The organism is Nocardioides psychrotolerans (assembly GCF_900113685.1).
GTDB lineage: Bacteria > Actinomycetota > Actinomycetes > Propionibacteriales > Nocardioidaceae > Nocardioides > Nocardioides psychrotolerans.
Genome location: NZ_FOQG01000016.1, coordinates 45,637 through 67,029, shown reverse-complemented (window position 1 = coordinate 67,029; position 21,393 = coordinate 45,637). Strand labels below are relative to the sequence as shown.

The 21,393-nt window shown below is 71.3% G+C and carries 20 protein-coding genes; 16 read left to right on the top strand and 4 right to left on the bottom strand.

Annotation, left to right across the window (positions count from 1 at the left end; genetic code table 11):
- Positions 1 to 53: 53 nt before the first annotated feature.
- Positions 54 to 1,142 (top strand): GNAT family N-acetyltransferase, encoded by a 1,089-nt coding sequence (locus tag BM204_RS17460; protein WP_218031267.1) that lies wholly within the window; start codon positions 54 to 56, stop codon positions 1,140 to 1,142.
- 92 nt (positions 1,143 to 1,234) lie between these two features.
- Here BM204_RS17460 and BM204_RS17455 read toward each other — a convergent pair whose 3' ends face one another.
- Positions 1,235 to 2,242, bottom strand: coding sequence for an ABC transporter ATP-binding protein (locus BM204_RS17455; RefSeq protein WP_091116020.1), 1,008 nt, complete (start codon positions 2,240 to 2,242; stop codon positions 1,235 to 1,237).
- Between the two features lie 4 nt (positions 2,243 to 2,246).
- Here BM204_RS17455 and BM204_RS17450 point away from each other — a divergent pair, with 4 nt between their 5' ends.
- The 3 genes from BM204_RS17450 (at position 2,247) to BM204_RS17440 (ending at position 4,741) form a co-directional block, all read left to right on the top strand.
- Positions 2,247 to 2,960, top strand: a complete 714-nt coding sequence (locus tag BM204_RS17450; RefSeq protein ID WP_218031266.1) for an ABC transporter permease — start codon at positions 2,247 to 2,249, stop codon at positions 2,958 to 2,960.
- A complete protein-coding gene (locus BM204_RS17445) occupies positions 2,957 to 3,721 on the top strand; it encodes an ABC transporter permease (RefSeq protein WP_091116016.1) in 765 nt (254 codons plus the stop codon). The genes BM204_RS17450 and BM204_RS17445 overlap by 4 nt, the downstream gene beginning before the upstream one ends.
- Before the next feature lie 72 nt (positions 3,722 to 3,793).
- Positions 3,794 to 4,741 carry a glycine betaine ABC transporter substrate-binding protein gene (locus BM204_RS17440; protein WP_091116014.1) on the top strand — a complete coding sequence of 316 codons (948 nt, stop codon included), beginning with the start codon at positions 3,794 to 3,796 and terminating at the stop codon, positions 4,739 to 4,741.
- An 80-nt stretch (positions 4,742 to 4,821) separates the two neighbouring features.
- Here BM204_RS17440 and BM204_RS17435 read toward each other — a convergent pair whose 3' ends face one another.
- Complete coding sequence (locus tag BM204_RS17435; protein ID WP_091116011.1) at positions 4,822 to 5,949, bottom strand: glycosyltransferase family 2 protein; 1,128 nt, start codon at positions 5,947 to 5,949, stop codon at positions 4,822 to 4,824.
- 30 nt (positions 5,950 to 5,979) lie between these two features.
- On the opposite strand from BM204_RS17435, the gene BM204_RS17430 reads away from it, so the two are divergent.
- From BM204_RS17430 to BM204_RS17380, 11 genes are all read left to right on the top strand, one after another.
- Complete coding sequence (locus tag BM204_RS17430; protein ID WP_246166343.1) at positions 5,980 to 7,092, top strand: sulfotransferase family protein; 1,113 nt, start codon at positions 5,980 to 5,982, stop codon at positions 7,090 to 7,092.
- Between the two features lie 8 nt (positions 7,093 to 7,100).
- Positions 7,101 to 8,048: a glycosyltransferase family protein gene (locus BM204_RS17425; protein ID WP_091116009.1), complete on the top strand. Its 948-nt coding sequence runs from the start codon at positions 7,101 to 7,103 to the stop codon at positions 8,046 to 8,048.
- Between the two features lie 293 nt (positions 8,049 to 8,341).
- On the top strand, positions 8,342 to 9,268 hold the full coding sequence (locus tag BM204_RS17420) for a Rossmann-like and DUF2520 domain-containing protein (RefSeq protein WP_091116007.1): 927 nt from the start codon (positions 8,342 to 8,344) through the stop codon (positions 9,266 to 9,268).
- An 11-nt stretch (positions 9,269 to 9,279) separates the two neighbouring features.
- On the top strand, positions 9,280 to 10,182 hold the full coding sequence (panC, locus tag BM204_RS17415) for a pantoate--beta-alanine ligase (protein WP_091116004.1): 903 nt from the start codon (positions 9,280 to 9,282) through the stop codon (positions 10,180 to 10,182).
- Entirely contained in the window at positions 10,167 to 10,601 is a 435-nt protein-coding gene (panD, locus tag BM204_RS17410) for an aspartate 1-decarboxylase (protein ID WP_091116002.1), read from the top strand. Before panC ends, panD begins: the two co-directional genes overlap by 16 nt.
- 9 nt (positions 10,602 to 10,610) lie before the next feature.
- Positions 10,611 to 12,347, top strand: a complete 1,737-nt coding sequence (locus BM204_RS17405) for an L-aspartate oxidase (protein ID WP_091115999.1) — start codon at positions 10,611 to 10,613, stop codon at positions 12,345 to 12,347.
- On the top strand, positions 12,344 to 13,267 hold the full coding sequence (nadC, locus tag BM204_RS17400) for a carboxylating nicotinate-nucleotide diphosphorylase (protein ID WP_091115997.1): 924 nt from the start codon (positions 12,344 to 12,346) through the stop codon (positions 13,265 to 13,267). Before BM204_RS17405 ends, nadC begins: the two co-directional genes overlap by 4 nt.
- A complete protein-coding gene (locus BM204_RS17395; protein WP_091115995.1) occupies positions 13,264 to 14,037 on the top strand; it encodes a type III pantothenate kinase in 774 nt (257 codons plus the stop codon). The genes nadC and BM204_RS17395 overlap by 4 nt, the downstream gene beginning before the upstream one ends.
- Positions 14,038 to 14,114: 77 nt before the next feature.
- Positions 14,115 to 14,441: a histone-like nucleoid-structuring protein Lsr2 gene (locus tag BM204_RS17390; RefSeq protein ID WP_091115993.1), complete on the top strand. Its 327-nt coding sequence runs from the start codon at positions 14,115 to 14,117 to the stop codon at positions 14,439 to 14,441.
- Between the two features lie 194 nt (positions 14,442 to 14,635).
- Positions 14,636 to 17,203 carry an ATP-dependent Clp protease ATP-binding subunit gene (locus BM204_RS17385; protein ID WP_091116093.1) on the top strand — a complete coding sequence of 856 codons (2,568 nt, stop codon included), beginning with the start codon at positions 14,636 to 14,638 and terminating at the stop codon, positions 17,201 to 17,203.
- A 100-nt stretch (positions 17,204 to 17,303) separates the two neighbouring features.
- Positions 17,304 to 18,380, top strand: coding sequence for a glycosyltransferase family protein (locus BM204_RS17380; RefSeq protein WP_091115990.1), 1,077 nt, complete (start codon positions 17,304 to 17,306; stop codon positions 18,378 to 18,380).
- On the opposite strand, the gene BM204_RS17375 is transcribed toward BM204_RS17380, so the two are convergent.
- A complete protein-coding gene (locus BM204_RS17375) occupies positions 18,346 to 19,227 on the bottom strand; it encodes an HhH-GPD family protein (protein WP_091115987.1) in 882 nt (293 codons plus the stop codon). The two genes, BM204_RS17380 and BM204_RS17375, sit on opposite strands and share 35 nt — an antisense overlap.
- Positions 19,228 to 19,292: 65 nt before the next feature.
- Between BM204_RS17375 and BM204_RS17370 the strand changes: the two genes are divergently transcribed.
- On the top strand, positions 19,293 to 20,132 hold the full coding sequence (locus BM204_RS17370) for a hypothetical protein (protein ID WP_091115984.1): 840 nt from the start codon (positions 19,293 to 19,295) through the stop codon (positions 20,130 to 20,132).
- A gap of 173 nt (positions 20,133 to 20,305) precedes the next feature.
- Here BM204_RS17370 and disA read toward each other — a convergent pair whose 3' ends face one another.
- Positions 20,306 to 21,388 (bottom strand): DNA integrity scanning diadenylate cyclase DisA, encoded by a 1,083-nt coding sequence (gene disA, locus BM204_RS17365; RefSeq protein WP_218031265.1) that lies wholly within the window; start codon positions 21,386 to 21,388, stop codon positions 20,306 to 20,308.
- Positions 21,389 to 21,393 lie beyond the last annotated feature (5 nt).

Genomic DNA, 21,393 nt, shown 5'->3' with positions numbered 1-21,393 from the left:
CGCACCCCGGTCGGCAACACGTGGTGCGACCGGGTCGGGGACAATGGCTCCTCGTGAGCACTGATGAGTCCCGTTTCGAGAGCGACCCCGACGAGATCGTCGGCGAGCCCGGCCTCCCCTCCGGCTGGCTCATCGAGGCCCCCGACCCCTCCGACCGCTTCACGCTGGCCAGGCTGACGCAGCTGCTGCGTGACCACGAGCGCTCCGGGCGTGGCTGGGCCGCCTCCGGCGTCGACGACGTGCTCGTGGAGGTCTCCGAGGCAGGGCTGCGCACCCGCGAGAACGTCGTCGTCCGCGACCGCGACGGCACCATCCAGGCTTGGGGCAGCGTGCACGACCGCGCCGGCGGTCGGATGCTCTTCCTGCACATCGTCTCCCGCGAGCTCCCCGAGGGACTGGGTCGTTCGTGCTCCGACGTCCTCGTGGAGTGGGCAGTCGGGCAGGCCCAGGCCGTCGGCGGCGCCCGCGGGCTCGACGTACAGCAGATCGACACCGGCGCCTTCGCCGACGACGACCGCCAGCACCGGTGGCTCGCCGCTGCCGGTTTCTCGAAGGTCCGCACCTGGTGGCAGATGAGCCGGCCGGTCACCCCCGCCGAGGCCGACCTGGTGCCGTCCACAGAGCTGTGGGAGACCGACAAGGCCCGCTTCCGGACCGTACGACGAGCCGGTGACGGCATGCCTGACGACGACGACCTGCGCGGCGTCCACGACGTGCTGGAAGGCGCCTTCGTCGACCACTTCAACTCGTGGGAGGAGACCTTCGAGGAGTTCCTCCACCGGCTGCGCGAGGACCCCGGCCACCGCTGGGACCACTGGTGGCTTGCCGAGGTCGACCTCGGCGACGGCAACGGCGCCACCGCAGTCGGTGCGCTGATCGGCACCGTCTCTGAGGCCTCCGGTGGCCCGGACGGCTCTTACGTCTCCTACCTCGGTGTGCTCGAGACCGCGCGCGGTCGCGGTGTCGCCAAGGGTCTGCTCCACACGATCATTGCCGATGCCGCCTCCCGTGACCGTGACCGCGTCGGCCTCGAGGTCGACGCCGACTCCTCGACCGGCGCCGACGGGCTCTACGTGGCGATGGGCTGGAAGACCAAGTACGTCACCCAGTCCTGGCACCGGGAGGTGACGGTCGAGGCCTGAGCGCGAGTCGGCGCGATGTTGCAGTCCTGAGCGCGAGTGGGTGCACTGTTGCCTGCCCGTCGTGCGACATCGCGCCGACTTGGCAGTGCGGGTCAGTCGCGCAGGGAGGCCCGGAGCGCCCGGTGCACCCCGTTGGGCGTGAGGACGCCGACGAAGCGCACGCCGTCCTTGACGCCGACCATCGGCTTGTCATCGCGCAGCATGACCGCGAGCGCCTCCTCGAGGGTGCTGTCGAGGTCGATCGCGGCGCCGAGGGAGCCGGCACTGACCCCCTCCAGCGGCTCGAGCTGGGCCCGGTCGATGGGTGTGACCGTCAGTCGTCGCAGGCCCCGCTCGGCGCCCACGAAGTCGGCCACGAAGTCGTCGGCAGGACGCCCGAGCAGGTCGGCAGGCGTGGCGTACTGCGCGAGCCGGCCACCGGCCGCGAACACCGCGACCCGGTCACCCATGCGCACGGCCTCGTCGATGTCGTGGGTCACCAGCACCACGCTCTTGCCGAGCTCGCGCTGGAGGCGCAGGAACTCGTCCTGCAAGTGCACGCGCACGATCGGGTCGACGGCGCCGAACGGCTCGTCCATCAACAGCACCGGCGGGTCCGCGGCGAGCGCGCGGGCGACACCGACCCGCTGACGCTGGCCACCGGAGAGCTGATGCGGATAGCGGTCGCCGTACGTCGAGGGGTCGAGGCCGACGAGGTCCAGCAGGTGGTGTGCCCGCTCGCGCGCCGTCGCCTTCGACTCGCCGTAGAGCAGGGGGACCGTCATGACGTTGGCGGTGATCTTCTGGTGCGGGAAGAGCCCGACCTGCTGGATCACGTAGCCGATGCCGCGGCGCAGCAGCACCGGGTCCTGGCGGGTGACGTCGACGCCGTCGATCTCGATGGTGCCGACCGTGGGCTCGATCAGCCGGTTGATCATCTTCAGCGTCGTCGACTTGCCGCAGCCCGAGGGGCCGACGAGGCAGACCAGCTCGCCGCGGCGTACCTCCAGGTCGAGCTCGTGCACCGCGACGGTGCCGTCGTCGTAGGTCTTGCCCACGCCGGACAGGCGGATCATCGGTGCGGAGTCGGCGTCCGGAGCCGGGGAGGCGGTACCGTCCATGCGCGTGACCCTACTCGCGACCGTGACGCCGCCGGTGGCCGCCGAGCCGAGCTGCTACAGCGCTGTGGTCAACGAGTGGTGGTGCTACCAGTACGTCGAGGACCGCTCCGGCGAGATCATCGACGCCACCGTGCAGCACCTCCAGATCACGGTGGCCGCGGTGCTGTTCGGCCTCGTGGTAGCCGTCCCGCTCGCCCTGCTGGCTCGTCGCGTCCCTCGGCTCGAGGCAGCGGTCCTGGGCTTCAGCACCGGTCTCTACACGATCCCGTCCCTGGCGCTCTTCCCGCTGCTGGTGCCGTTCACGGGGCTCTCGGCCACGACGGTCGTCCTGGGGCTGGGCCTCTACGCGCTGACGATCCTGGTGCGCGCGATGCTCGACGGCCTGCGCTCGGTCTCCGAGGACGTGCGCGAGTCGGCGACCGGCCTGGGCTACGGCCCCGGCAAGCTGCTGATGAAGGTCGAGCTGCCGCTGGCGCTGCCGGTGATCATGGCCGGGCTACGCGTCGCCACGGTCTCGACGGTGGCGCTGACGACGGTCGGCACGCTGGTGGCCTTCGGGGGACTGGGCAACCTGATCTCGCACGGCGTCCAGCGCGACTTCCGTGCCGAGCTCGTGACCGCGGCCGTGCTCTGCGTCGTGCTCGCGGTGCTCCTCGACGTGCTGCTGGTAGTGGGGCAGCGGATCCTGACGCCCTGGACGAGGGGGGTGCGCGCGTGAAGCTCTTCGCGGACACCTGGTCCTACCTCCTCGACGGCTCCAGCTGGAGCGGCCCCGGCGGTCTGCTGGCCCGCCTGGTCGAGCAGCTGCTGCTGACCGTCACCGCGCTGGGCCTCGCCATGGCGATCGGCCTCCCGATCGCCCTGTGGCTCGGCCACCTCGGCCGCGGTGGGTTCCTGGCCATCAACATCTCTAACGTCGGCCGCGCGATCCCGACCTTCGCGATCCTCGCCGTCCTCGTGACGGCCGACTGGCCGGGCTCCGACACCCTCGGCCCCTACGGCCGCGCCGGACTGGCCACCCTGATCGCGCTCGGTGTCTTCGCGCTGCCGCCGCTGATCACCAACGCCTACATCGCCATGCGCGAGGTACCGCCCGACATCGTCCAGGCCGCCGACGGCATGGGGATGTCGGGCTGGCAGCGCTTCCGCAAGGTCGAGCTGCCGCTCGCCCTGCCACTGGTGATGTCGGGGATCCGCCTGGCGCTCGTCCAGGTCTGGGCGACCGCGACCATCGCGGCCCTCGTCGCGGGGCCTGGCCTTGGCCGGATCATCACCGAGGGCTTCGCCCGTGACCGCTACAGCCAGGGCATCGCCGGGGCCGTGGTCGTGGCGGCCGTGGCGCTGGTCCTCGAGCTCCTCGCGGCGCTGGTCCAGCGGGCGCTCGACCCGGTCCCGCGCGGATCGTCACGCGATCGTGACGAGGAGGAGTCGGTTCTCCCGTCTACCCTGTCGGAGGCGACCGAAGCAGTCGGGCGCTGAGCGCCGGACGCCTCCGCGCTCGCTCCACCGGACACGCGTGGCTGGGCCACGGGACACAGAAGGTTTCCAACCATGATGCTTCGACGACCTCTGGCCGCCGCCCTCACGCTCGGCGTCCTCTCCCTCGCCACGGCCTGCGCCGGGGACGACCTTGCCGAGGAGGAGACCGGCGGCGGCGCCGGCTCCGGCGGCTCCACCGGCGGCCAGGTCACCCTCGCCAGCCAGAGCTTCGACGAGGCCGCGCTGATCACCGCGATGTACGCCGCGCTCCTCGAGGACACCGGCTACGAGGTCGAGACCCGGCTGGTCGACACCCGCGGCGCCTACCTCGGTGAGTTCCCCGGCACCGTGGACATCGTGCCCGAATACCTCGCCGGTCTCGGCGACGAGCTCAACATCGAGATCAACGGCGAGGGTGCGGCCGCGGTCAGCACCTCCGACACCCAGGAGACCATCGACGCGATGGCGCCGCTCCTCGAGGAGAAGGGGATTGCCCTCCTCGAGACCTCCGGGGCCAGCTCGCAGAACGCCTACTTCGTCACCCAGGAGTTCTCCGACGCCGAGGGCGTCACCGCGCTCTCCGACCTCGAGGGACAAGCCGTCACCCTGGCCGCCGCCCCCGACTGCAAGGGCCGCGCCGACTGCGAGGCCGGCCTGACCGAGGTCTACGGCATGGACGTCACCCTCCTGCCGCTCGGCTACGCCTCCCCGCAGACCTACCAGTCGGTCATCGACGGTGAGTCGCAGCTCGGCCAGACCGGCACCTTCGACGGCAGCCTCGAGGCCCAGGGCCTGGTCCTGCTCGAGGACGACCGCGGCATCCAGCCCGCCCAGAACCTCGTCCCCGCCGTCACCGAGGAGTTCCTCGCCGAGCACCCCGACGTCGAGGACACCCTCAACGGCCTCATGGAGGTCCTCGACAACGACACCTTGGGCGCGCTCCTGCTCCAGGTCACCGTCGACCGCGAGACCGTCGAGGACGTCGCCCAGCAGTTCCTGACCGACGAGGGCCTGCTCTGACCCGCTGACCAGGCACGACGGGCGCTGGGCCTCAGCCCAGCGCTCGTCGTCGATCGGTGCCGATCGGTGCCGATCGTCGATCAATGCTCGTCGTTGCGCAGCAGCACGGCCTCGGCAGCCACGGTGCGCAGGTCGATCACCGGTACGTCGATCCGCGGTCCGCGCGACGTGGGCACCCGCTCGAGCGGCCGTCCCAGGCCGACGACGTGCGTCACGACCGCCGCGGCGTCCTCGCGCCGGTCCTGCTCCACCAGCCAGCCGACCAGCCGGAACGCCGGCGTCAGCCCGCTGTGGGTGAGCGACCGCTCGCCCCACAGCTCCTGCACGCCCGCCACGAGCAGCGCCCACCAGGCGTCGTCGCACCCCGGGATCTCCACGAAGTAGCGGTGCAGGTCGCCGGCCAACACCTTGTCGCGGAAGACCTGCTCGACCTTCGCGGCGCCGTACGACGTGACGCTGGCCAGCGCCATCCGCTTGGTGGTCCACCGGTCCTCGAGGTCCTGCAGCGACGAGCGCTGCTGGGTGATCGAGCTGCCGTCGCCGCGGATCCGCCAGTGGTAGACGACGTCCGGCACGATCCCGAACAGCCGGGCGCGCAGGTAGGCCTCGGTCGTGGTCGGCTGGTCCTCGTAGCGGACGCCCTCGGGCCACGAGAGCCCCGCGCCGTCCCAGAAGTCGCGGCGGAACATCTTGTTCCAGGCGAAGACGTCACCCAGGACCTCCGGCTGCTGGTCGATCATCAGCGCTGCGCGGGAGCGGTGCAGGCGGCGCATCCAGGGGAGCGGGGTCAGCCGGTCGCCGCCGTCGTCGGGCGGCCCGGTCTCCCACCGCACGATCGAGCCGGTGACGAAGTCGCACCCGGTGCGACGCAGCTGCCGCAGCAGCACGTCGTACGACCCCGGCGGGACGACGTCGTCGGAGTCCGCGAAGGTCAGGTAGTCGCCCGTCGCGTGCCGCACCCCCTCGTTGCGCGCAGCCCCCAGGCCGTGGTTGGCGGTGCGCACGAGGCGGACCGGGCCGTCGGGGGAGGCGAAGCGCTCGACCCGGGCCGCGGAGGCGTCCGTCGAGCCGTCGTCGACGACGATCACCTCGAGGTCGACGCCCTCCTGGGCGAGGATGCTCTCGAGACACTCCTCGACGTAGTCCTCGACGTCGTAGACCGGAACGACGACACTGACCCGCGGCGCGGCACGGCGCCCGAACTTCATGCCCGCACGCTACCGATAGGCTGCGGGCTCGTGAGCGACCCCACTGACGTGACCCCCGACGACTATCCCCCCAAGGTGCTCTTCGTCGCCGGCGCCGGACGCAGCGGCACCAGCACGATGGCCGGGCTGATGTCGATCCTGGGCCTGCACGTGCCGCAGCCGGAGGTCGCCGCCGACGAGACCAACCCCAAGGGGTTCGGCGAGCCGCGTTGGGTCGTGGACCACCACGACCGGCTGCTCAAGGCCGCGCTGGTCCAGGTGAGCGACGCGCGCCCAGAGGCGTGGTTCGAGACCGGCCGGATCTCCACGCGTGAGCAGGAGCGGATCAAGACCGCCACCTGGCTGGGCGAGCACCTCGACGTCAGCCGCGAGCTGGTCGTCAAGGACCCCCGCCTGAGCTGGTTCCTCTCCCTGTGGCGCGTCGCCGCGATCCGCAACGGCGCGACCCCCGTGTTCGCCACGATGCTGCGCCCGCCGGCCGAGGTCGTGGGCAGCAAGCAGAAGTACTACGCCAACCGTCTCGGCTCGGCCCACCTCGCGGCCTCCTGGCTCAACATGCTCCTGCACACCGAGCGGGCCACCCGCGAGTCCGTGGCCGACGGCGGCCGCGTGTTCGTCCGCTACGCCGACCTGCTCGACGACTGGACCAAGACCACCATGTGGGTGGGGGAGAAGCTCCAGCTCCAGGGCGTCCTGCACGCCAACAGCGAGCAGATCCGCGAGGGCCACCGGTTCGTCGACCCGTCGCTGCGCCGGATGGGGCAGAGCCTCGCCGACCTCAACCTGCCCCCCAAGCTGCACGAGCTGACCGAGGAGACGTGGGGTGAGCTCAACAAGCTCGCCGAGCCCGACGGCGACACCGCCGACGTGCACGCCACGCTCGACCAGCTGCGCGAGGCCTACGTCGACCTCTACGCCGAGGCCGAGGCCATCTCGGCGTCCTCGGTGGTCGCGGCCGAGCAGACCGTCCGTGCGCAGCTCAAGCGTCCAGGCGGTGGGCCGGGCCCCGCCGATGGCGGGGCGACCGCCGCGGCCGGCGCCGTGCCGGGCGGCCTGTCCGACAAGATCCCCCACGGCCTGCGCGCCGCCATCCCGCCGTCGGTCCGCAAGGGCCTGCGCAAGGCCGCCGGCCGCGAACGCTGAGTCGGACGATGACCGCCCACTCCGGCCCGACCGGCATCTCGAACCTCGAGGGCCACACCGACTTCGACATCACCTGGCCCTGGACCCGCTCCGGCGGCCTGCGCGCCGGGAGCACCGCCGTGCTGCGGGTCAAGGACGAGGCTCCGTCGCTGCCGTTCGTGCTGCCGCCGCTGCTGCGCGCCATGGACCACGTCCTGGTCGTCGACAACGGCTCCACCGACGGCACCCCCGAGGTCGCGGCCGAGACCGCCGCCCGCGCCGGGCGTCCCGACAAGCTCACGCTGGCGTCGTACCCGTTCTCGGTGGCGCGGGCCGGCGCCGAGCACCTCGCCCAGCACGAGCTGTCGGTGCACTCCCTGTCCTACTTCTACAACTGGTGCTTCGCGCAGGTCGACACCCGCTACTCGTGGAAGTGGGACGGCGACATGGTCCTCACCACCGAGGGCGAGTGCTCGATCGCCGACCTTGCCTGGCAGGTGGGCGACGTCCAGTCGATCATCCGGGTGCCGCGCCACGGCCTCTACCTCGACGGGGAGAGCCACGGCTACCTCGACCTCGGGCTGCGCAACGCCGAGGAGTGGGGCTTCCCGATCGGGCCGGACTTCGTGTTCACTAAGGCCTTCGAGTGGGAGGTCCGCACCACGCCCGACCCGGTGCGCTCGATCGGGCTGCCGTTCGGGCTGTGCGTGGAGCTGAAGTACCTCGACGGCGACGAGTTCGCCCACTGGACCGACCCCGCGTCGTTCGCCACCAGCTTCCGCAACAAGCGAAAGCGCCGCGAGTGGGCCGTCTTCAACGCGCTCAAGGAGGGCACGGTCCTGCCCGGCGTCCACGAGATCCACGCCCCCGAGGGCGTCCACATCGTCGACCACGTCACCCACGACTGGCTCCCGCGCGCCCCCCGCCCGCTCGACGTCGGCTCGGTCGTCACCTCCGACGACGCTGCTCCTCGCTGAGCCTGCGCGCGCCCGCAACGGCGTTCTTGGCGGGCGAGTCTGTCGCTTGAGGGGGGTTGCAACACCCCTCAAGCGCGCAAGTCCCCGGACATCCGGGTACTCATGCAGCGCGACCCGACGGACGCCCCGTGTCAGGTAGGTCACGTCGCGACCCGTTCACATCCGTGCAACACCGGCGTACCTTTCATGGTGTCCGAGCAGTCGGACGGCCCATCAGACGAGCACACCGTCCGGTACCCACACCGACCCGCGCGAGCGGGTGGTCGGAGGGACTGGAACGAAAGGTTCGAACCATGACGCACACTCTTAGCGCGCGCCTGCGGATCGGCGTCGTCGGCGCCGGCCGGGTCGGCGCGGTCCTCGCTGCTCGTCTCCGGTGCGCCGGTCACGAGATCGTCGCCGCCGCCGGTGAGTCCGACGCCTCGGCCCGCCGCATCGCCGACCTGCTGCCGGGTGTGCCCACCGAGAAGCCCAGCGTGGTCGCCCGGGCCTGCGACGTCCTGCTGCTCACCGTGCCCGACGACATGCTCGCCAACGTCGTCTCCATGCTCAGCGCCAGCGGCGCGATCCGCGAGGGCCAGCACGTCGTGCACACCTCGGGCCGCCACGGCCTCGACGTCCTCGCCCCCGCGCAGGAGGTCGGCGCCAGGGTCGTCGCGATGCACCCCGCCATGACCTTCACCGGCACCGCCCTCGACCTGGACCGCCTCGACGGCTGCGTCTTCGGGCTGACCGCGCCGGACGCCGAGCGCGTCTTCGTCTCCGACCTGGTCGTCGACCTCGGAGGGCGCCCGATGTGGGTGCCCGAGGCGAGCCGCACGCTCTATCACGCGGGCCTCGCGCACGGCGCCAACCACCTCGTCACCCTGGTGACCGAGTCGATGGAGATGCTGACCGCGGCCGGAGCCGACGACCCGGCCGGCACGTTGCGCCCGCTGCTGACGGCCGCTCTCGACAACGCCCTGGAGCACGGCGACGCCGCGTTGACCGGGCCGATCGTCCGGGGTGACGTCAACACCGTCGCCGCCCACCTCGAGGAGATCGCCGCGAAGGCGCCGCAGACCATGGAGTCCTACGTCGCCCTCGGCCGCGCCACCCTCGGCCGCGCGGTCACCGACGGTCGGCTGCTGCCGATCCGGGCGCTCAAGATCCACCAGCTGTTGGCCGAGGCGCTGGCCGAGAGCACGACGACCCCCGCCTTCCAGCGCGACGCCCGCTGAGCGCCGTCACGATGGATCGACCCGTCCTGGCCCGCACCCGGTCCGAGCTCACCGACCTGCTCGCTCCCGCCCGCCGGCAGGGGCAGCGCGTCGGCTTCGTCCCGACCATGGGCGCCCTCCACGCCGGCCACGCCAGCCTCATGCGCGTCGCCCGCGAGCACGTGGGTGCCGGGCCGGTCGTGGTGTCGGTGTTCGTCAACCCGATGCAGTTCGCCCCCGGCGAGGACCTGGCCCGCTACCCCCGCACGCTGCCGGATGACCTCGAGGTCTGCGCCGGTGCGGGAGTCGACATCGTGTTCGCGCCCACCGTCGACGAGGTCTACCCGGGCGGGGAGCCCCAGGTCACCGTCGAGCCCGGCCCGCTCGCGAGCATCCTCGAGGGCAGGAGCCGGCCCACCCACTTCCGCGGCGTGCTGATCGTCGTCGCCAAGCTCTTCGGCCTGGTCCGACCAGACGTCGCCGTGTTCGGCCAGAAGGACTTCCAGCAGCTCACGCTCATCCGCCGGATGGCCGCCGACCTCTGCCTCGGGGTCGAGGTCGTCGGCGCCGAGACCGAGCGTGAGCCCGACGGTCTGGCCCTCTCGAGCCGCAACCGCTACCTCGACGCCGAGCAGCGCGTCGAGGCCCTGACCCTGAGCCGTGCGTTGCGCGCCGCGCAGGAGGCCGCGACGTACGGCGTGGGGCCGGCGCTCGACGCCGCCCGCGCGCAGCTGCGCACCACCGAGACCGTCGACGTCGACTACCTCGTCGTCACGACCCCCGAGCTCGGGGACCTGCCGAGTGACCCCCCTGCGGGCACCGAGGCCCGGATCCTGCTCGCCGCGCGGGTGGGGACCACCCGCCTGATCGACAACATGCGCCTGGTCCTGGGGACCACCGCCCACCGAGGGGACCTCCCATGCTCCGCACCATGATGAAGAGCAAGATCCACCGCGCGACCGTGACGCAGGCCGACCTGCACTACGTCGGCTCGGTCACTGTCGACGAGGACCTGCTCGAGGCGGCCGACCTGCTCCCGGGCGAGCTGGTCCACATCGTCGACGTCACCAACGGCGCCCGGATCGAGACCTACACGATCGCCGGCGAGCGCGGCAGCGGCGTGCTCGGCATCAACGGTGCTGCCGCCCGCCTGGTCCATCCCGGCGACATCGTGATCCTCATCGGCTACGGCCAGATGGACACCGCGGAGGCCAAGGCGCTGAAGCCCCACGTGGTCTTCGTGGACGCCGACAACTCGATCCTCGCCACCGGCAACGACCCGGCCGAGACCTTCGGGGGCGCCGGCCTCGTGCGCGGCGATGCTGGCGAGTCCCTGGCGGGGGCAGGGCGTTAGCCTCAGCCCATGCCACAGGAGCGCACGTTCGACCTCCCCGTACGACGCGTGCCGGCGCGCCTGGTCGCGCCCGAGCCGGGCTGGTCGACACGCTCCGACGTCGTGATCATCGGCTCCGGCATCGCCGGGCTGACCGCCGCGCTGCTGCTCAAGGACCACGTCGACAAGGTCCTCGTCGTCACCAAGGACGTGCTGGCCGCCGGCTCCACCCAGTGGGCGCAGGGTGGCATCGCGGCGGCCCTCGGCCCGGGGGACACCCCGGAGGAGCACGAGGTCGACACCCTCGTCGCGGGCGCCGGGGCCTGTGACCCGGACGCCGTACGGATCCTGGTCAACGAGGGGCCCGAGGCGGTCCGCGAGCTGATCGCCCTCGGCACCAACTTCGACCACGACGCCGACGGCGTCATCTCGCTGACCCGGGAGGGCGGCCACCACCGCGACCGGATCGCGCACGCCGGCGGCGACGCCACCGGGGCGGAGATCCAGCGGGCGCTCATCGAGGCTGTCGCCGCGGCGCCCGAGATCGAGGTCGTCCAGCACGCCCTGGCCGTCGACCTGCTGCTCGCCGAGGACGGCGGGGTCGCCGGTGTCACCCTGCACGTGATGGGGGAGGGCCAGCGCGACGGCGTCGGTGCCGTCCACTGCCGCGCCGTCGTGCTCGCCAGCGGTGGCCTGGGCCAGGTCTTCAGCCAGACCACCAACCCGTCGGTCTCGACCGGCGACGGCATGGCGCTCGCGCTGCGCGCCGGTGCGACGCTGCGCGACCTGGAGTTCGTGCAGTTCCACCCGACCGTGATGTACCTCGGCCCGGAGTCCCACGGCCAGCAGCCCCTCATCTCCGAGGCGGTGCGCGGCGAGGGCGCCTTCCTCGTCGACTTCGAGGGCAACCGGTTGATGAAGGGGGTCCACCCGCTTGAGGACCTCGCACCGCGCGACGTCGTCGCCAAGGCGATCATGCGCCGGATGCTCGACACCGACCAGCCGCACATGTGGCTCGACGCCACCCATCTCGGGGAGGTGGGCGAGGGGGGAGCCGCGAGCGGAGCGGGCACGTCGAGCTTCTGGGAGAAGCGTTTCCCCACCATCCTCGCCACGGCCCGCTCGCACGGAGTCGACCCGGTCACCCAGCTGATCCCGGTGGCGCCGGCGTGTCACTACGCCTCCGGCGGTGTTCGCACCGACCTGCAGGGCCGTTCCGACGTCCCCGGGCTCTACGCCACGGGTGAGGTGGCCTCCTCGGGCGTGCACGGCGCCAACCGGCTGGCCTCCAACAGCCTCCTCGAGGGTCTGGTGTTCTCCCGTCGGATCGCCGCGGTCCTGCCCGCCGAGCTGCGCCCCTGGTCGGCCCCGGTCGAGGACCAGCGGCCCGAGGACCTCGTCTCCGGCGACGTCCGGGCCGAGCTGCAGGAGGTCATGACGTCCCGAGTCGGCGTGCTGCGCCATGCGACCGGTCTCTCCGACGCCACCGCGCTGCTCGACAAGCTCGCGGGCACCCCGGCCGAGCTCGTCGACGTCCAGTCGTGGGAGACCACCAACCTGCTCACCATCGGCGCCGCGCTCGCCGCCGCCGCGACGCTGCGCGAGGAGACCCGCGGGTCGCACTGGCGCGAGGACTTCCCCGAGCGCGACGACGCCACCTGGGCCGGTCACTTCGATGCCGTCATGGTCGACGGATCGACCGAGCTCTGCTTCCGGCCGGCCCCGGCCAGCGACCCCGGTCCGACCCACCACGGAGGCACCGCATGATCCCCACGTCGTACGACGCCCTGCCGGCCGGTCTGATCGCCGAGCTGGAGATCGCCGGCCTCGACCCGCGCGCGCTCTACGCCGCCATCCTCGCCGCGCTGGCCGAGGACCTGCCCGAGGAGCTCGGTGGCGAGGACGTGACCAGCCGGGCCACGATCGCTGCTGACGCCGAGGGCGCCGGTGACTTCGCCGCCCGGGAGCCGGGTGTCGTCGCCGGCCTGACGCTGGCCGCGCTGGTCTTCCACGTCGTGCTGGGTGACGACGTCGTCGTCTCCGACCGCCTCGCCGACGGCACGAGCGTCGAGCCGGGCGACGTCGTCATGCGGGTGGCCGGCGCCACCCGTGGCCTGCTCACGGCCGAGCGCACGGCGCTCAACTACGCCAGCCACCTCTCCGGCATCGCCACCGCGACGGCGGCCTGGGTGCGGGCGCTCGACGGCACCCGTGCCCGGGTCCTCGACACCCGCAAGACGCTGCCGGGCCACCGTGCCCTCCAGAAGTACGCCGTGCGGTGCGGCGGCGGCGTCAACCACCGCTTCAGCCTGGCCGACCGGGCGATGGTCAAGGACAACCACGTGATCGCGGCCGGCGGCGTCGTCCCTGCCTTCCACGCGGTCCGCACCGCCTACCCCGACCTGCGCGTCGAGGTGGAGGTGACCGACCTCGACCAGCTGCGCGAGTTGCTCGAGGTCGGCTGCGAGGAGATCCTGCTCGACAACATGTCGACGCAGCTCATGGCCGAGGCCGTGCGGATCACCGCCGGCCGGGCGAGCCTGGAGGCCTCGGGCGGGCTGACCATCGAGCGGGCCCGGGAGGTCGCGGAGACCGGGGTCGACTTCATCTCGGTCGGCGCGCTCACGCACTCGGTGCAGGTCTTCGACATCGGCCTGGACCTCCAGGACCGCCCCAGCCCGTCATGAGCCTGCTGGCCGTCGACATCGGCAATGCCCACACCGTGCTGGGCCTCGTGGACGAGGGGGTGGTGGGGGCCCAGTGGCGGGTGGCCACCGACGAGCGGCGCACGGCCGACGAGTGGTCGGTGCTGCTGCGCGGACTCCTCGGAGACCTCGAGGACAGCGTCGATGGCATCGCGGTCTGCTCGACGGTGCCGGCGGTGCTGCACGCCTGGCGCGAGATGCTCGTGCGTCACTTCGGTGATGTCACCGCAGTGGTGGTCGAGCCCGGTGTCCGCACCGGTGTCCCGATTCTCATGGACAATCCCCGAGAAGTCGGCTCCGACCGCATCATCAATGCACTTGCGACGGTCTCGCTCTACGGCGGACCCGCGATCGTCGTCGACTTCGGTGGCATCGCCACGACGTTCGACGTGGTGAGCGCGCTCGGCCAGTACGTCGGCGGTGCCATCGCTCCCGGCATCGAGATATCCCTGGAGGCGCTGGGCCATCGCGGTGCCCAGCTGCGCCAGGTCGAGCTCCAACGGCCCCGCTCGGTCATCGCCAAGAACACCGTCGAGGCGCTCCAGTCGGGCATGGTCTTCGGAGTCGCGAGCCAGGTCGAAGGAATCGTGGCGCGCATGATCAGCGAGCTCGGGGAATTGCCTGAGGACGTCACCGTGGTGGCCACCGGATATCTTGCTCCTCTCGTGATCGACGAATGCAGTTGTTTCACCGCGCACGACCCGGCGTTGACCTTGAAAGGCCTCGAGTTGATATTCCTGAGGAATTCGTGAGCTGAATTCCCTTCTGCGTTATTCGGTGCCAGAATGCGGATACCCAAGAATCCATTCGGACAAAGAGGACTGCTTACATGGCGCAAAAGGTTAATATCGTGCTTGTCGATGATCTCGACGGCAGCGAGGCCGACGAGACGGTCACGTTCGCTCTCGACGGCACGTCCTACGAGATCGATCTCACCGAGACCCACGCCTCCGCCCTGCGCGGGGCGCTGGCCGGTTATGTCGGGCACGCCCGCAAGGTCGGCAGCGGCGCTCGTCGCGCCAAGAAGGCGGCGGCCGCCGGACTCGGCCCCAGCGCGCGCGAGGTGCGCGACTGGGCCCGCTCCAACGGGCTCGACGTCCCCGACCGCGGCCGCATCCCGGCCGATGTCCGCACCGCGTTCGACGCCGCCAACTGACCGCTCGCACCACCGGCGCCGACGATGCGTCCCGACAGGCCCGCCGCGCTCGACGCGGCGGGCCTGTTCGCTCTCAGCGGACCGACTTCCGTGCTTTCAGGGAACGCGTAGGCTGTCATCGGGGTTAGACACCTTGTTCTGATCCGTCCGACCCAGGTCGGATCGGCCCCCGTGATCTTTCAGGAGCGATGCGCATGTTCGAGCGGTTCACAGACCGAGCCCGTCGGGTGGTCGTGCTGGCCCAGGAAGAGGCCCGCATGCTCTCCCACAACTACATCGGGACCGAGCACATCCTGCTCGGTCTCATCCACGAAGGTGAAGGCGTCGCCGCCAAGGCCCTGGAGAGCCTCGACATCTCCCTCGAGGCCGTCCGCGCCCAGGTCGAGGAGATCATCGGCCAGGGCCAGCAGGCCCCCAGCGGTCACATCCCCTTCACCCCACGGGCCAAGAAGGTCCTCGAGCTGTCGCTCCGCGAGGCCCTCCAGCTCGGCCACTCCTACATCGGGACCGAGCACATCCTGCTCGGCCTGATCCGTGAGGGCGAGGGCGTCGCGGCCCAGGTCCTCCAGAAGCTCGGCGCCGACCTCAACCGGGTCCGCCAGCAGGTCATCCAGCTCCTCTCGGGCTTCCAGGGCAAGGAGTCGACCGCTGCCGCGGCCGCCCAGGGTGCCGGGGCCGATGCCCCGTCGTCCTCGCTGATCCTCGATCAGTTCGGCCGCAACCTGACCCAGGACGCCCGCGAGGGCAAGCTCGACCCGGTCATCGGTCGTGAGTCCGAGATCGAGCGGGTCATGCAGATCCTCTCGCGCCGCACGAAGAACAACCCGGTGCTGATCGGTGAGCCCGGCGTCGGCAAGACCACGATCGTGGCCGGCTTGGCCCAGGACATCGTCCGCGGCACTGTGCCGGAGACGCTCAAGGACAAGCAGATCTACACCCTCGACCTGGGTGCGCTCGTCGCCGGCTCGCGCTACCGCGGTGACTTCGAGGAGCGCCTCAAGAAGGTCCTCAAGGAGATCCGCACCCGCGGGGACATCGTGCTGTTCATCGACGAGATCCACACCCTCGTCGGTGCTGGCGCGGCCGAGGGCGCGATCGACGCCGCCAGCATCCTCAAGCCGATGCTGGCTCGCGGTGAGCTGCAGACGATCGGTGCGACCACCCTCGACGAATACCGCAAGTACCTCGAGAAGGACGCCGCCCTCGAGCGCCGCTTCCAGCCGATCCAGGTCGCCGAGCCCTCCATCGCCCACACGATCGAGATGCTCAAGGGCCTGCGCGATCGCTACGAGGCGCACCACCGCGTCACGATCACCGATGAGGCGCTCGTCTCGGCCGCGACCCTGGCTGACCGCTACATCTCCGACCGGTTCCTGCCGGACAAGGCGATCGACCTCATCGACGAGGCGGGCTCGCGCCTGCGCATCCGTCGCATGACGGCCCCCGCCGACCTGCGCGAGTACGACGACAAGATCGCCGAGGTGCGCCAGCGCAAGGAGGCCGCCATCGACGGCCAGGACTTCGAGGCCGCTGCTCGTCTGCGCGACGAGGAGAAGCAGCTCATCCTGAAGAAGTCCGACCGCGAGAAGCAGTGGCGTGCGGGCGACATGGACGAGGTCGCCGAGGTCGACGAGGAGCTGATTGCCGAGGTGCTGGCGGTCGCCACCGGGATCCCGATCGTCAAGCTCTCCGAGGAGGAGTCCACGCGGCTGCTCAAGATGGAGGACGAGCTCCACAAGCGCGTCATCGGTCAGGAAGAGGCCGTCCGGGCGCTCTCGCGGGCCATCCGCCGCACGCGGGCGGGTCTCAAGGACCCCAGGCGTCCCGGTGGGTCGTTCATCTTCGCCGGTCCGTCCGGTGTCGGAAAGACCTGGCTGTCCAAGACGCTCGCCGAGTTCCTCTTCGGTGACGAGGACGCGCTCATCCAGCTCGACATGTCGGAGTTCTCCGAGAAGCACACCATCTCGCGGCTCTTCGGCTCGCCTCCGGGCTACGTCGGCTACGAGGAGGGTGGCCAGCTGACCGAGAAGGTACGGCGCAAGCCGTTCTCGGTGGTCCTCTTCGACGAGGTCGAGAAGGCGCACCCCGACATCTTCAACAGCCTGCTGCAGATCCTCGAGGAAGGTCGCCTGACCGACTCGCAAGGCCGGGTGGTCGACTTCAAGAACACCGTCATCATCATGACGACCAACCTCGGCACCCGCGACATCAACAAGGCCGTCAACCTGGGCTTCCAGGCCTCGGGCGACGCCGCAGGCTCCTACGAGCGCATGAAGGGCAAGGTGGCCGAGGAGCTCAAGCAGCACTTCCGTCCCGAGTTCCTCAACCGTGTCGACGAGATCATCGTCTTCCCGCCGCTGACCAAGGAACAGATCGTCTCGATGGTCGACAACATGATCGCGGCCGTCGAGCTGCGGCTGCGCGACCGTGACATGAGCCTCGAGCTCACGCAGGCGGCCAAGGACCTGCTCGCAGATCGCGGCTTCGACCCGGTGCTGGGTGCCCGACCTCTGCGTCGCACGATCCAGCGCGAGATCGAGGACACCCTGGCCGAGAAGATGCTCTTCGGCGAGGTCGGCCCGGGGCAGATCATCGTGGTCGGCGTCGAGGGCTCCGGCCCGACGGCCACCTTCACCTTCGTGGGTCAGAAGGTCGGCGCACTGCCCGACCTGCCGCCCTTCGAGGTGGCAGAGGTGGGCGTGCTCGAGGGTCCCGACGACAGCGAGGGGCCGATCGACGTACCCCGCGGTGACGACGACTGACGCTCCACCCGCAGCGCGTGCCAGCGAGGGTCTCACCGGTCATCCGGTGGGGCCCTCGCGGTCGTTGAGGGGCAAGGGGACACCCCCTAAGGTGCATGCCATGCTCTTCACCGCCAGCACCATCAAGGACACGCTGCCCAACGTGCAGCGTTTCGTGACGGGCAACCTCGCCGGCGGCGCGGACCACCTCTTCGTCTTCCTCGACGCCGGTGACACCGAGGTGCGGGCCTACCTCGATGAGCACCCCCACGTCACCTGCGTGCGCACCGACAAGTCGTGGTGGCACGGCGACCGACCGGCCGAGCTCAACGTGCGCCAGCGCATCAACGCCAACCTCGTCAAGGCGCTGCTCAGCGTCGTGGACGGAGCCGAGTGGTTGTTCCACATCGACGGCGACGAGGTCCTGCAGGTCGACCGGGCGGCTCTCGCCGAGGTCCCCGCCTCGACACGGGTGGTGAAGCTCGCCCCGCTGGAGGCGGTGTCGCAGCGCAGCTGGGACGGCGACCCCACCTGGTTCAAGCGCCTGCTGGGCAAGGGCGACCTGACGCTGCTCACGACGCTCGGTGCGATCGACCGGCCCTCCAACGGCGCGCTCTTCCACGGGCACGTCGACGGCAAGTCCGGTGTGCGCCCTGCTCTCGACGTCTGGCTCACCCTCCACCTCGGCGTCGACGCCGACGGCACCGAGCTCGAGGCCCACGCCGACGACCGGCTGCGGCTGCTGCACTACGAGTCCTACTCGGGCGAGGACTTCGTGCGCAAGTGGACCTCCATCCTCGCCGCCGGCCCCATGGCCAACTTCCGTCCTGCCCGCGAGCCCACCGCGGTCGCGCTCGGCGCGCTCATCGGCAAGGGACTGAGCGAGGAGCAGGCGCGCCCCTACCTGCTGCGGATCTTCGAGCGCACCACGCTCGACGACCTCGACACCCTGCGCGACCTCGGGCTGCTCGTCGAGGCCGACCCCCGGACGGGCACCCACGTCCCTGCGCCGTTCCCCGAGGGGGCGCGCGACGACATGGAGGCGCTGCTCGAGAGGCTCGCCGAGGAGCCCAAGCAGGACTTCCATCCCGGAAGGCCCGCGGCCGTGGCCCAGACGATCCTGGACCGCGCCGTCGCTGGTGTCACCGGGTCGTCCGGCGCGACTAGGGGAGTGCGTAGCTTCCGGCGTCGACCCTGACCACGAGCCGGTCCTCGAGCAGGCTGGCCAGGCAGCGAAGCCGCTGACCCTCGTCGGCCCACGCCGCGTCGAGCCTGCTGCTCGGCACCGCCGCGTGGCTGTCACGCAGCACCGCCAGCAACCGGCCCCGACACTGCCGGTCGGTGCCGGCCCAGGTCTGCGCCTTGCGCGGCGGCCCGTCGTACGCCGGGTGGCCGGCCGCGCGCCACGCGCACAGGTCGGCGACCGGGCAGTCCCCGCAGCGCGGGCCGGCCGCCGTACAGACGAGGGCGCCGAGCTCCATGACCGCCACCGACCAGGTGGCCGCCGTGGGGACGTCGAGGGGGAGCAGGGCGGTCGCGGTCGCGCGCTCGGCCTTCGTGACCGACGTGCCGGGGAACTCGATACCGCCCGTGGTGCGCGCGAGGACCCGGCGCACGTTGGTGTCCAGCACGACGTGGCGCCGGCCGTAGGCGAAGCTGGCGATGGCGGCCGCGGTGTAGTCGCCCACCCCGGGCAGGGCGATCAGGTCGACGTAGGTCTCCGGCACGACACCGTCGTGGTGCTCCACGATCGCGGTGGCTGCGGCGTGCAGCCGCAGGGCTCTTCTGGGGTAGCCGAGTCGTCCCCAGGCCCGCACCGCCGCGCCGGTGGGCTCGGCGGCCAGGTCTGCGGGGGTCGGCCACCGCTCGAGCCACTGCGCGTGGACGGGGAGCACGCGGGCGACCGGGGTCTGCTGGAGCATCAGCTCCGAGACCATCACCGACCACGCCGACGCACCCGGCTCGCGCCAGGGCAGCTCGCGGGCGTGCTCGTCGTACCAGGCGAGGATCGGCTCGTGGAGGGGGTGAGGGGCGAGGTCGGACATCACCGACCATTGTCCCCTCGGTGTGGCAACGCGATCGAGGGCGGGCGGCTGACTAGCGTTGGCGCATGGCTTCGTCGATGACTCGGGGCCCGCACTCGGCGGGCGTCTACTGGCGTCGGCGCCTCGTGTTGCTCTCGGTCGCCACGATCCTGGTGGTGGGGCTCGCCCGGCTGCTGGGTGGCAGCAGCGACGGGTCGTCGAGCGACGCGGGCGTGGTCGAGCAGGCCGCCGCCGCGCCGACCTCGGCCGCCACCAGCCAGTCGCCGTCACCGACCGGCAAGGGGAAGGGCAACCGACCCAGCGCGACGCCGACCACCGAGGCCCCGCCGCCGCTCGCCGTGCCCGACGGGCCGTGCGTCGAGTCCGACGTCGTGATCACGCCCTCGGCCGTCGACGCGGTCGCGGGCCGCGACGTCGTGATCCTGCTGGCGCTGACCACCATCGTCGACCCCGCCTGCACCTGGCGGGTCTCCTCGGGCAGCCTCTCGGTGAAGCTCACCTCGGGCGACGACGACATCTGGTCCTCGCAGCAGTGCCCCTCCGTCGTGCCCGTCAAGGACGTCATCGTCCGCTCCGCCGAGCCCACCACCGTCGCGTTGGTGTGGAACGCCAAGCGCTCCGACGAGGACTGCTCGCGCTTGACCGAGTGGGCAGAGATCGGCGACTACCACGTGATCGCTGCCGCCCTCGGCGGCGAGCCAACCGATGTGCAGTTCACCCTCGAGGCTCCCGTCGCCGACGTGATCACCGAGACCGCCACCCCGACGCAGCAGGCGTCCCCGTCGGGGTCGGGCTCGCCGTCAGGACAGGGCTCAGGCTCAGGCTCGGTCGGTGGCTCCGGTGCTGGTGGGTCGGGCGGCCAGGGCAGTCAGCCCTCGGGTGCCGTGGAGCCCAACGGCCGCTGAGACGTCGTACGCCGAGTCGGCGCGATGTTGCACGGGGCCGGTGGGGCCGGCGATCGGCGCGGCTGACGTCCCCAGGATCGACCGCCCCGGTCTCGTCACGCCGGGTGGCGGGTTCGTTGCTCACCCGCGCGGCTCGCTCGACCACGATCAGCGAGTCCGTTGACGCGTCGCCGCTAGACGTAGCGCTCGAGGATCGTCGACTCGGCAAGGCGGGACAGGCCCTCGCGGACACTCCGAGCGCGGAGCTCGCCCACGCCCTCGACGGCCTGGAGGTCGTCGATGCCGGCAGAGAGCAGCTTCTGGAGCGTGCCGAAGTGGTCGACGAGCCGATCGACGACCGAGGAGGGCAGCCGGGGGACCTTGGCGAGCAAGCGGTAGCCGCGGGGGGCGACCGCGCCGTCAAGGTGCTCGCTGCTGCCGAGACCGAGGACCTTGGCGGCGGCGGCAGGATCGACGAGCTCGGTGGCCGAGAGCAGCTCGAGGCGGTTGAGCAGCTCCTCGGGGCTCTTGCTGCGACGCCCGGTGGCGACGTAGTCGCGGATCACCAGCTCACGCTCGGTGTCGACGCCGGTGATGAGCTCCTCGAGCTGGAGGGAGAGCAGGCGGCCGTCGGTGCCGAGCTCGAGGACGTAGTCGTCGATCTCGCGGGCGATCCGGGTGACCATCTCAAGGCGCTGCGCGACGACGGCGACGTCGCGGACGGTCACCAGGTCCTCGATCTCCAGCGCGGACAGGGTGCTGGCGACCTCGTCGAGGCGCAGCTTGTAGCGCTCGAGGGTGGCCAGCGCCTGGTTGGCCCGCGAGAGGATCTGGCCGGAGCCCTCGAGGACGTGGCGGGTCTCTCCGACGTAGGCGGCGATGATCTGCATCGACTGGGACACCGAGATCACCGGGAAGCCGGTCTGGCGGGCCACGCGGTCGGCGGTGCGGTGGCGGGTGCCGGTCTCCTCGGAGGGGATCGTGTGGTCCGGCATGAGGTGTACGGCGGCGCGCAGGATGCGGGTCAGGTCGCCGTCGACGATGATCGCGCCGTCCATCTTGGCCAGCTCGCGCAGGCCGGTGGCGGTGAAAGGGACGTCGAGGGTGAAGCCGCCGGTCGCGATCGAGTCGACCGTCTTGTCGTGGCCCATGACGATCAGCGCGCCGGTGCGCCCCCGCAGGATGCGCTCGAGACCGTCACGCATCGAGGTCCCGGGAGCGATGGAGGCGAGGGTCTCGCGCAGGCGCAGGACCTCATCGGTTCGATCGACTGGCACGGCGC

What these genes read in the sequence shown, in the direction of transcription:
- BM204_RS17455 (WP_091116020.1), bottom strand. Translation starts at nt 2,242, where the DNA reads ATGGACGGTACCGCCTCCCCGGCTCCGGACGCCGACTCCGCACCGATG.
- BM204_RS17440 (WP_091116014.1), top strand. Translation starts at nt 3,794, where the DNA reads ATGATGCTTCGACGACCTCTGGCCGCCGCCCTCACGCTCGGCGTCCTC.
- BM204_RS17435 (WP_091116011.1), bottom strand. Translation starts at nt 5,949, where the DNA reads ATGAAGTTCGGGCGCCGTGCCGCGCCGCGGGTCAGTGTCGTCGTTCCG.
- BM204_RS17425 (WP_091116009.1), top strand. Translation starts at nt 7,101, where the DNA reads ATGACCGCCCACTCCGGCCCGACCGGCATCTCGAACCTCGAGGGCCAC.
- BM204_RS17420 (WP_091116007.1), top strand. Translation starts at nt 8,342, where the DNA reads ATGACGCACACTCTTAGCGCGCGCCTGCGGATCGGCGTCGTCGGCGCC.
- panC (WP_091116004.1), top strand. Translation starts at nt 9,280, where the DNA reads ATGGATCGACCCGTCCTGGCCCGCACCCGGTCCGAGCTCACCGACCTG.
- panD (WP_091116002.1), top strand. Translation starts at nt 10,167, where the DNA reads ATGCTCCGCACCATGATGAAGAGCAAGATCCACCGCGCGACCGTGACG.
- BM204_RS17405 (WP_091115999.1), top strand. Translation starts at nt 10,611, where the DNA reads ATGCCACAGGAGCGCACGTTCGACCTCCCCGTACGACGCGTGCCGGCG.
- nadC (WP_091115997.1), top strand. Translation starts at nt 12,344, where the DNA reads ATGATCCCCACGTCGTACGACGCCCTGCCGGCCGGTCTGATCGCCGAG.
- BM204_RS17395 (WP_091115995.1), top strand. Translation starts at nt 13,264, where the DNA reads ATGAGCCTGCTGGCCGTCGACATCGGCAATGCCCACACCGTGCTGGGC.
- BM204_RS17390 (WP_091115993.1), top strand. Translation starts at nt 14,115, where the DNA reads ATGGCGCAAAAGGTTAATATCGTGCTTGTCGATGATCTCGACGGCAGC.
- BM204_RS17385 (WP_091116093.1), top strand. Translation starts at nt 14,636, where the DNA reads ATGTTCGAGCGGTTCACAGACCGAGCCCGTCGGGTGGTCGTGCTGGCC.
- BM204_RS17380 (WP_091115990.1), top strand. Translation starts at nt 17,304, where the DNA reads ATGCTCTTCACCGCCAGCACCATCAAGGACACGCTGCCCAACGTGCAG.
- BM204_RS17375 (WP_091115987.1), bottom strand. Translation starts at nt 19,227, where the DNA reads ATGTCCGACCTCGCCCCTCACCCCCTCCACGAGCCGATCCTCGCCTGG.
- BM204_RS17370 (WP_091115984.1), top strand. Translation starts at nt 19,293, where the DNA reads ATGGCTTCGTCGATGACTCGGGGCCCGCACTCGGCGGGCGTCTACTGG.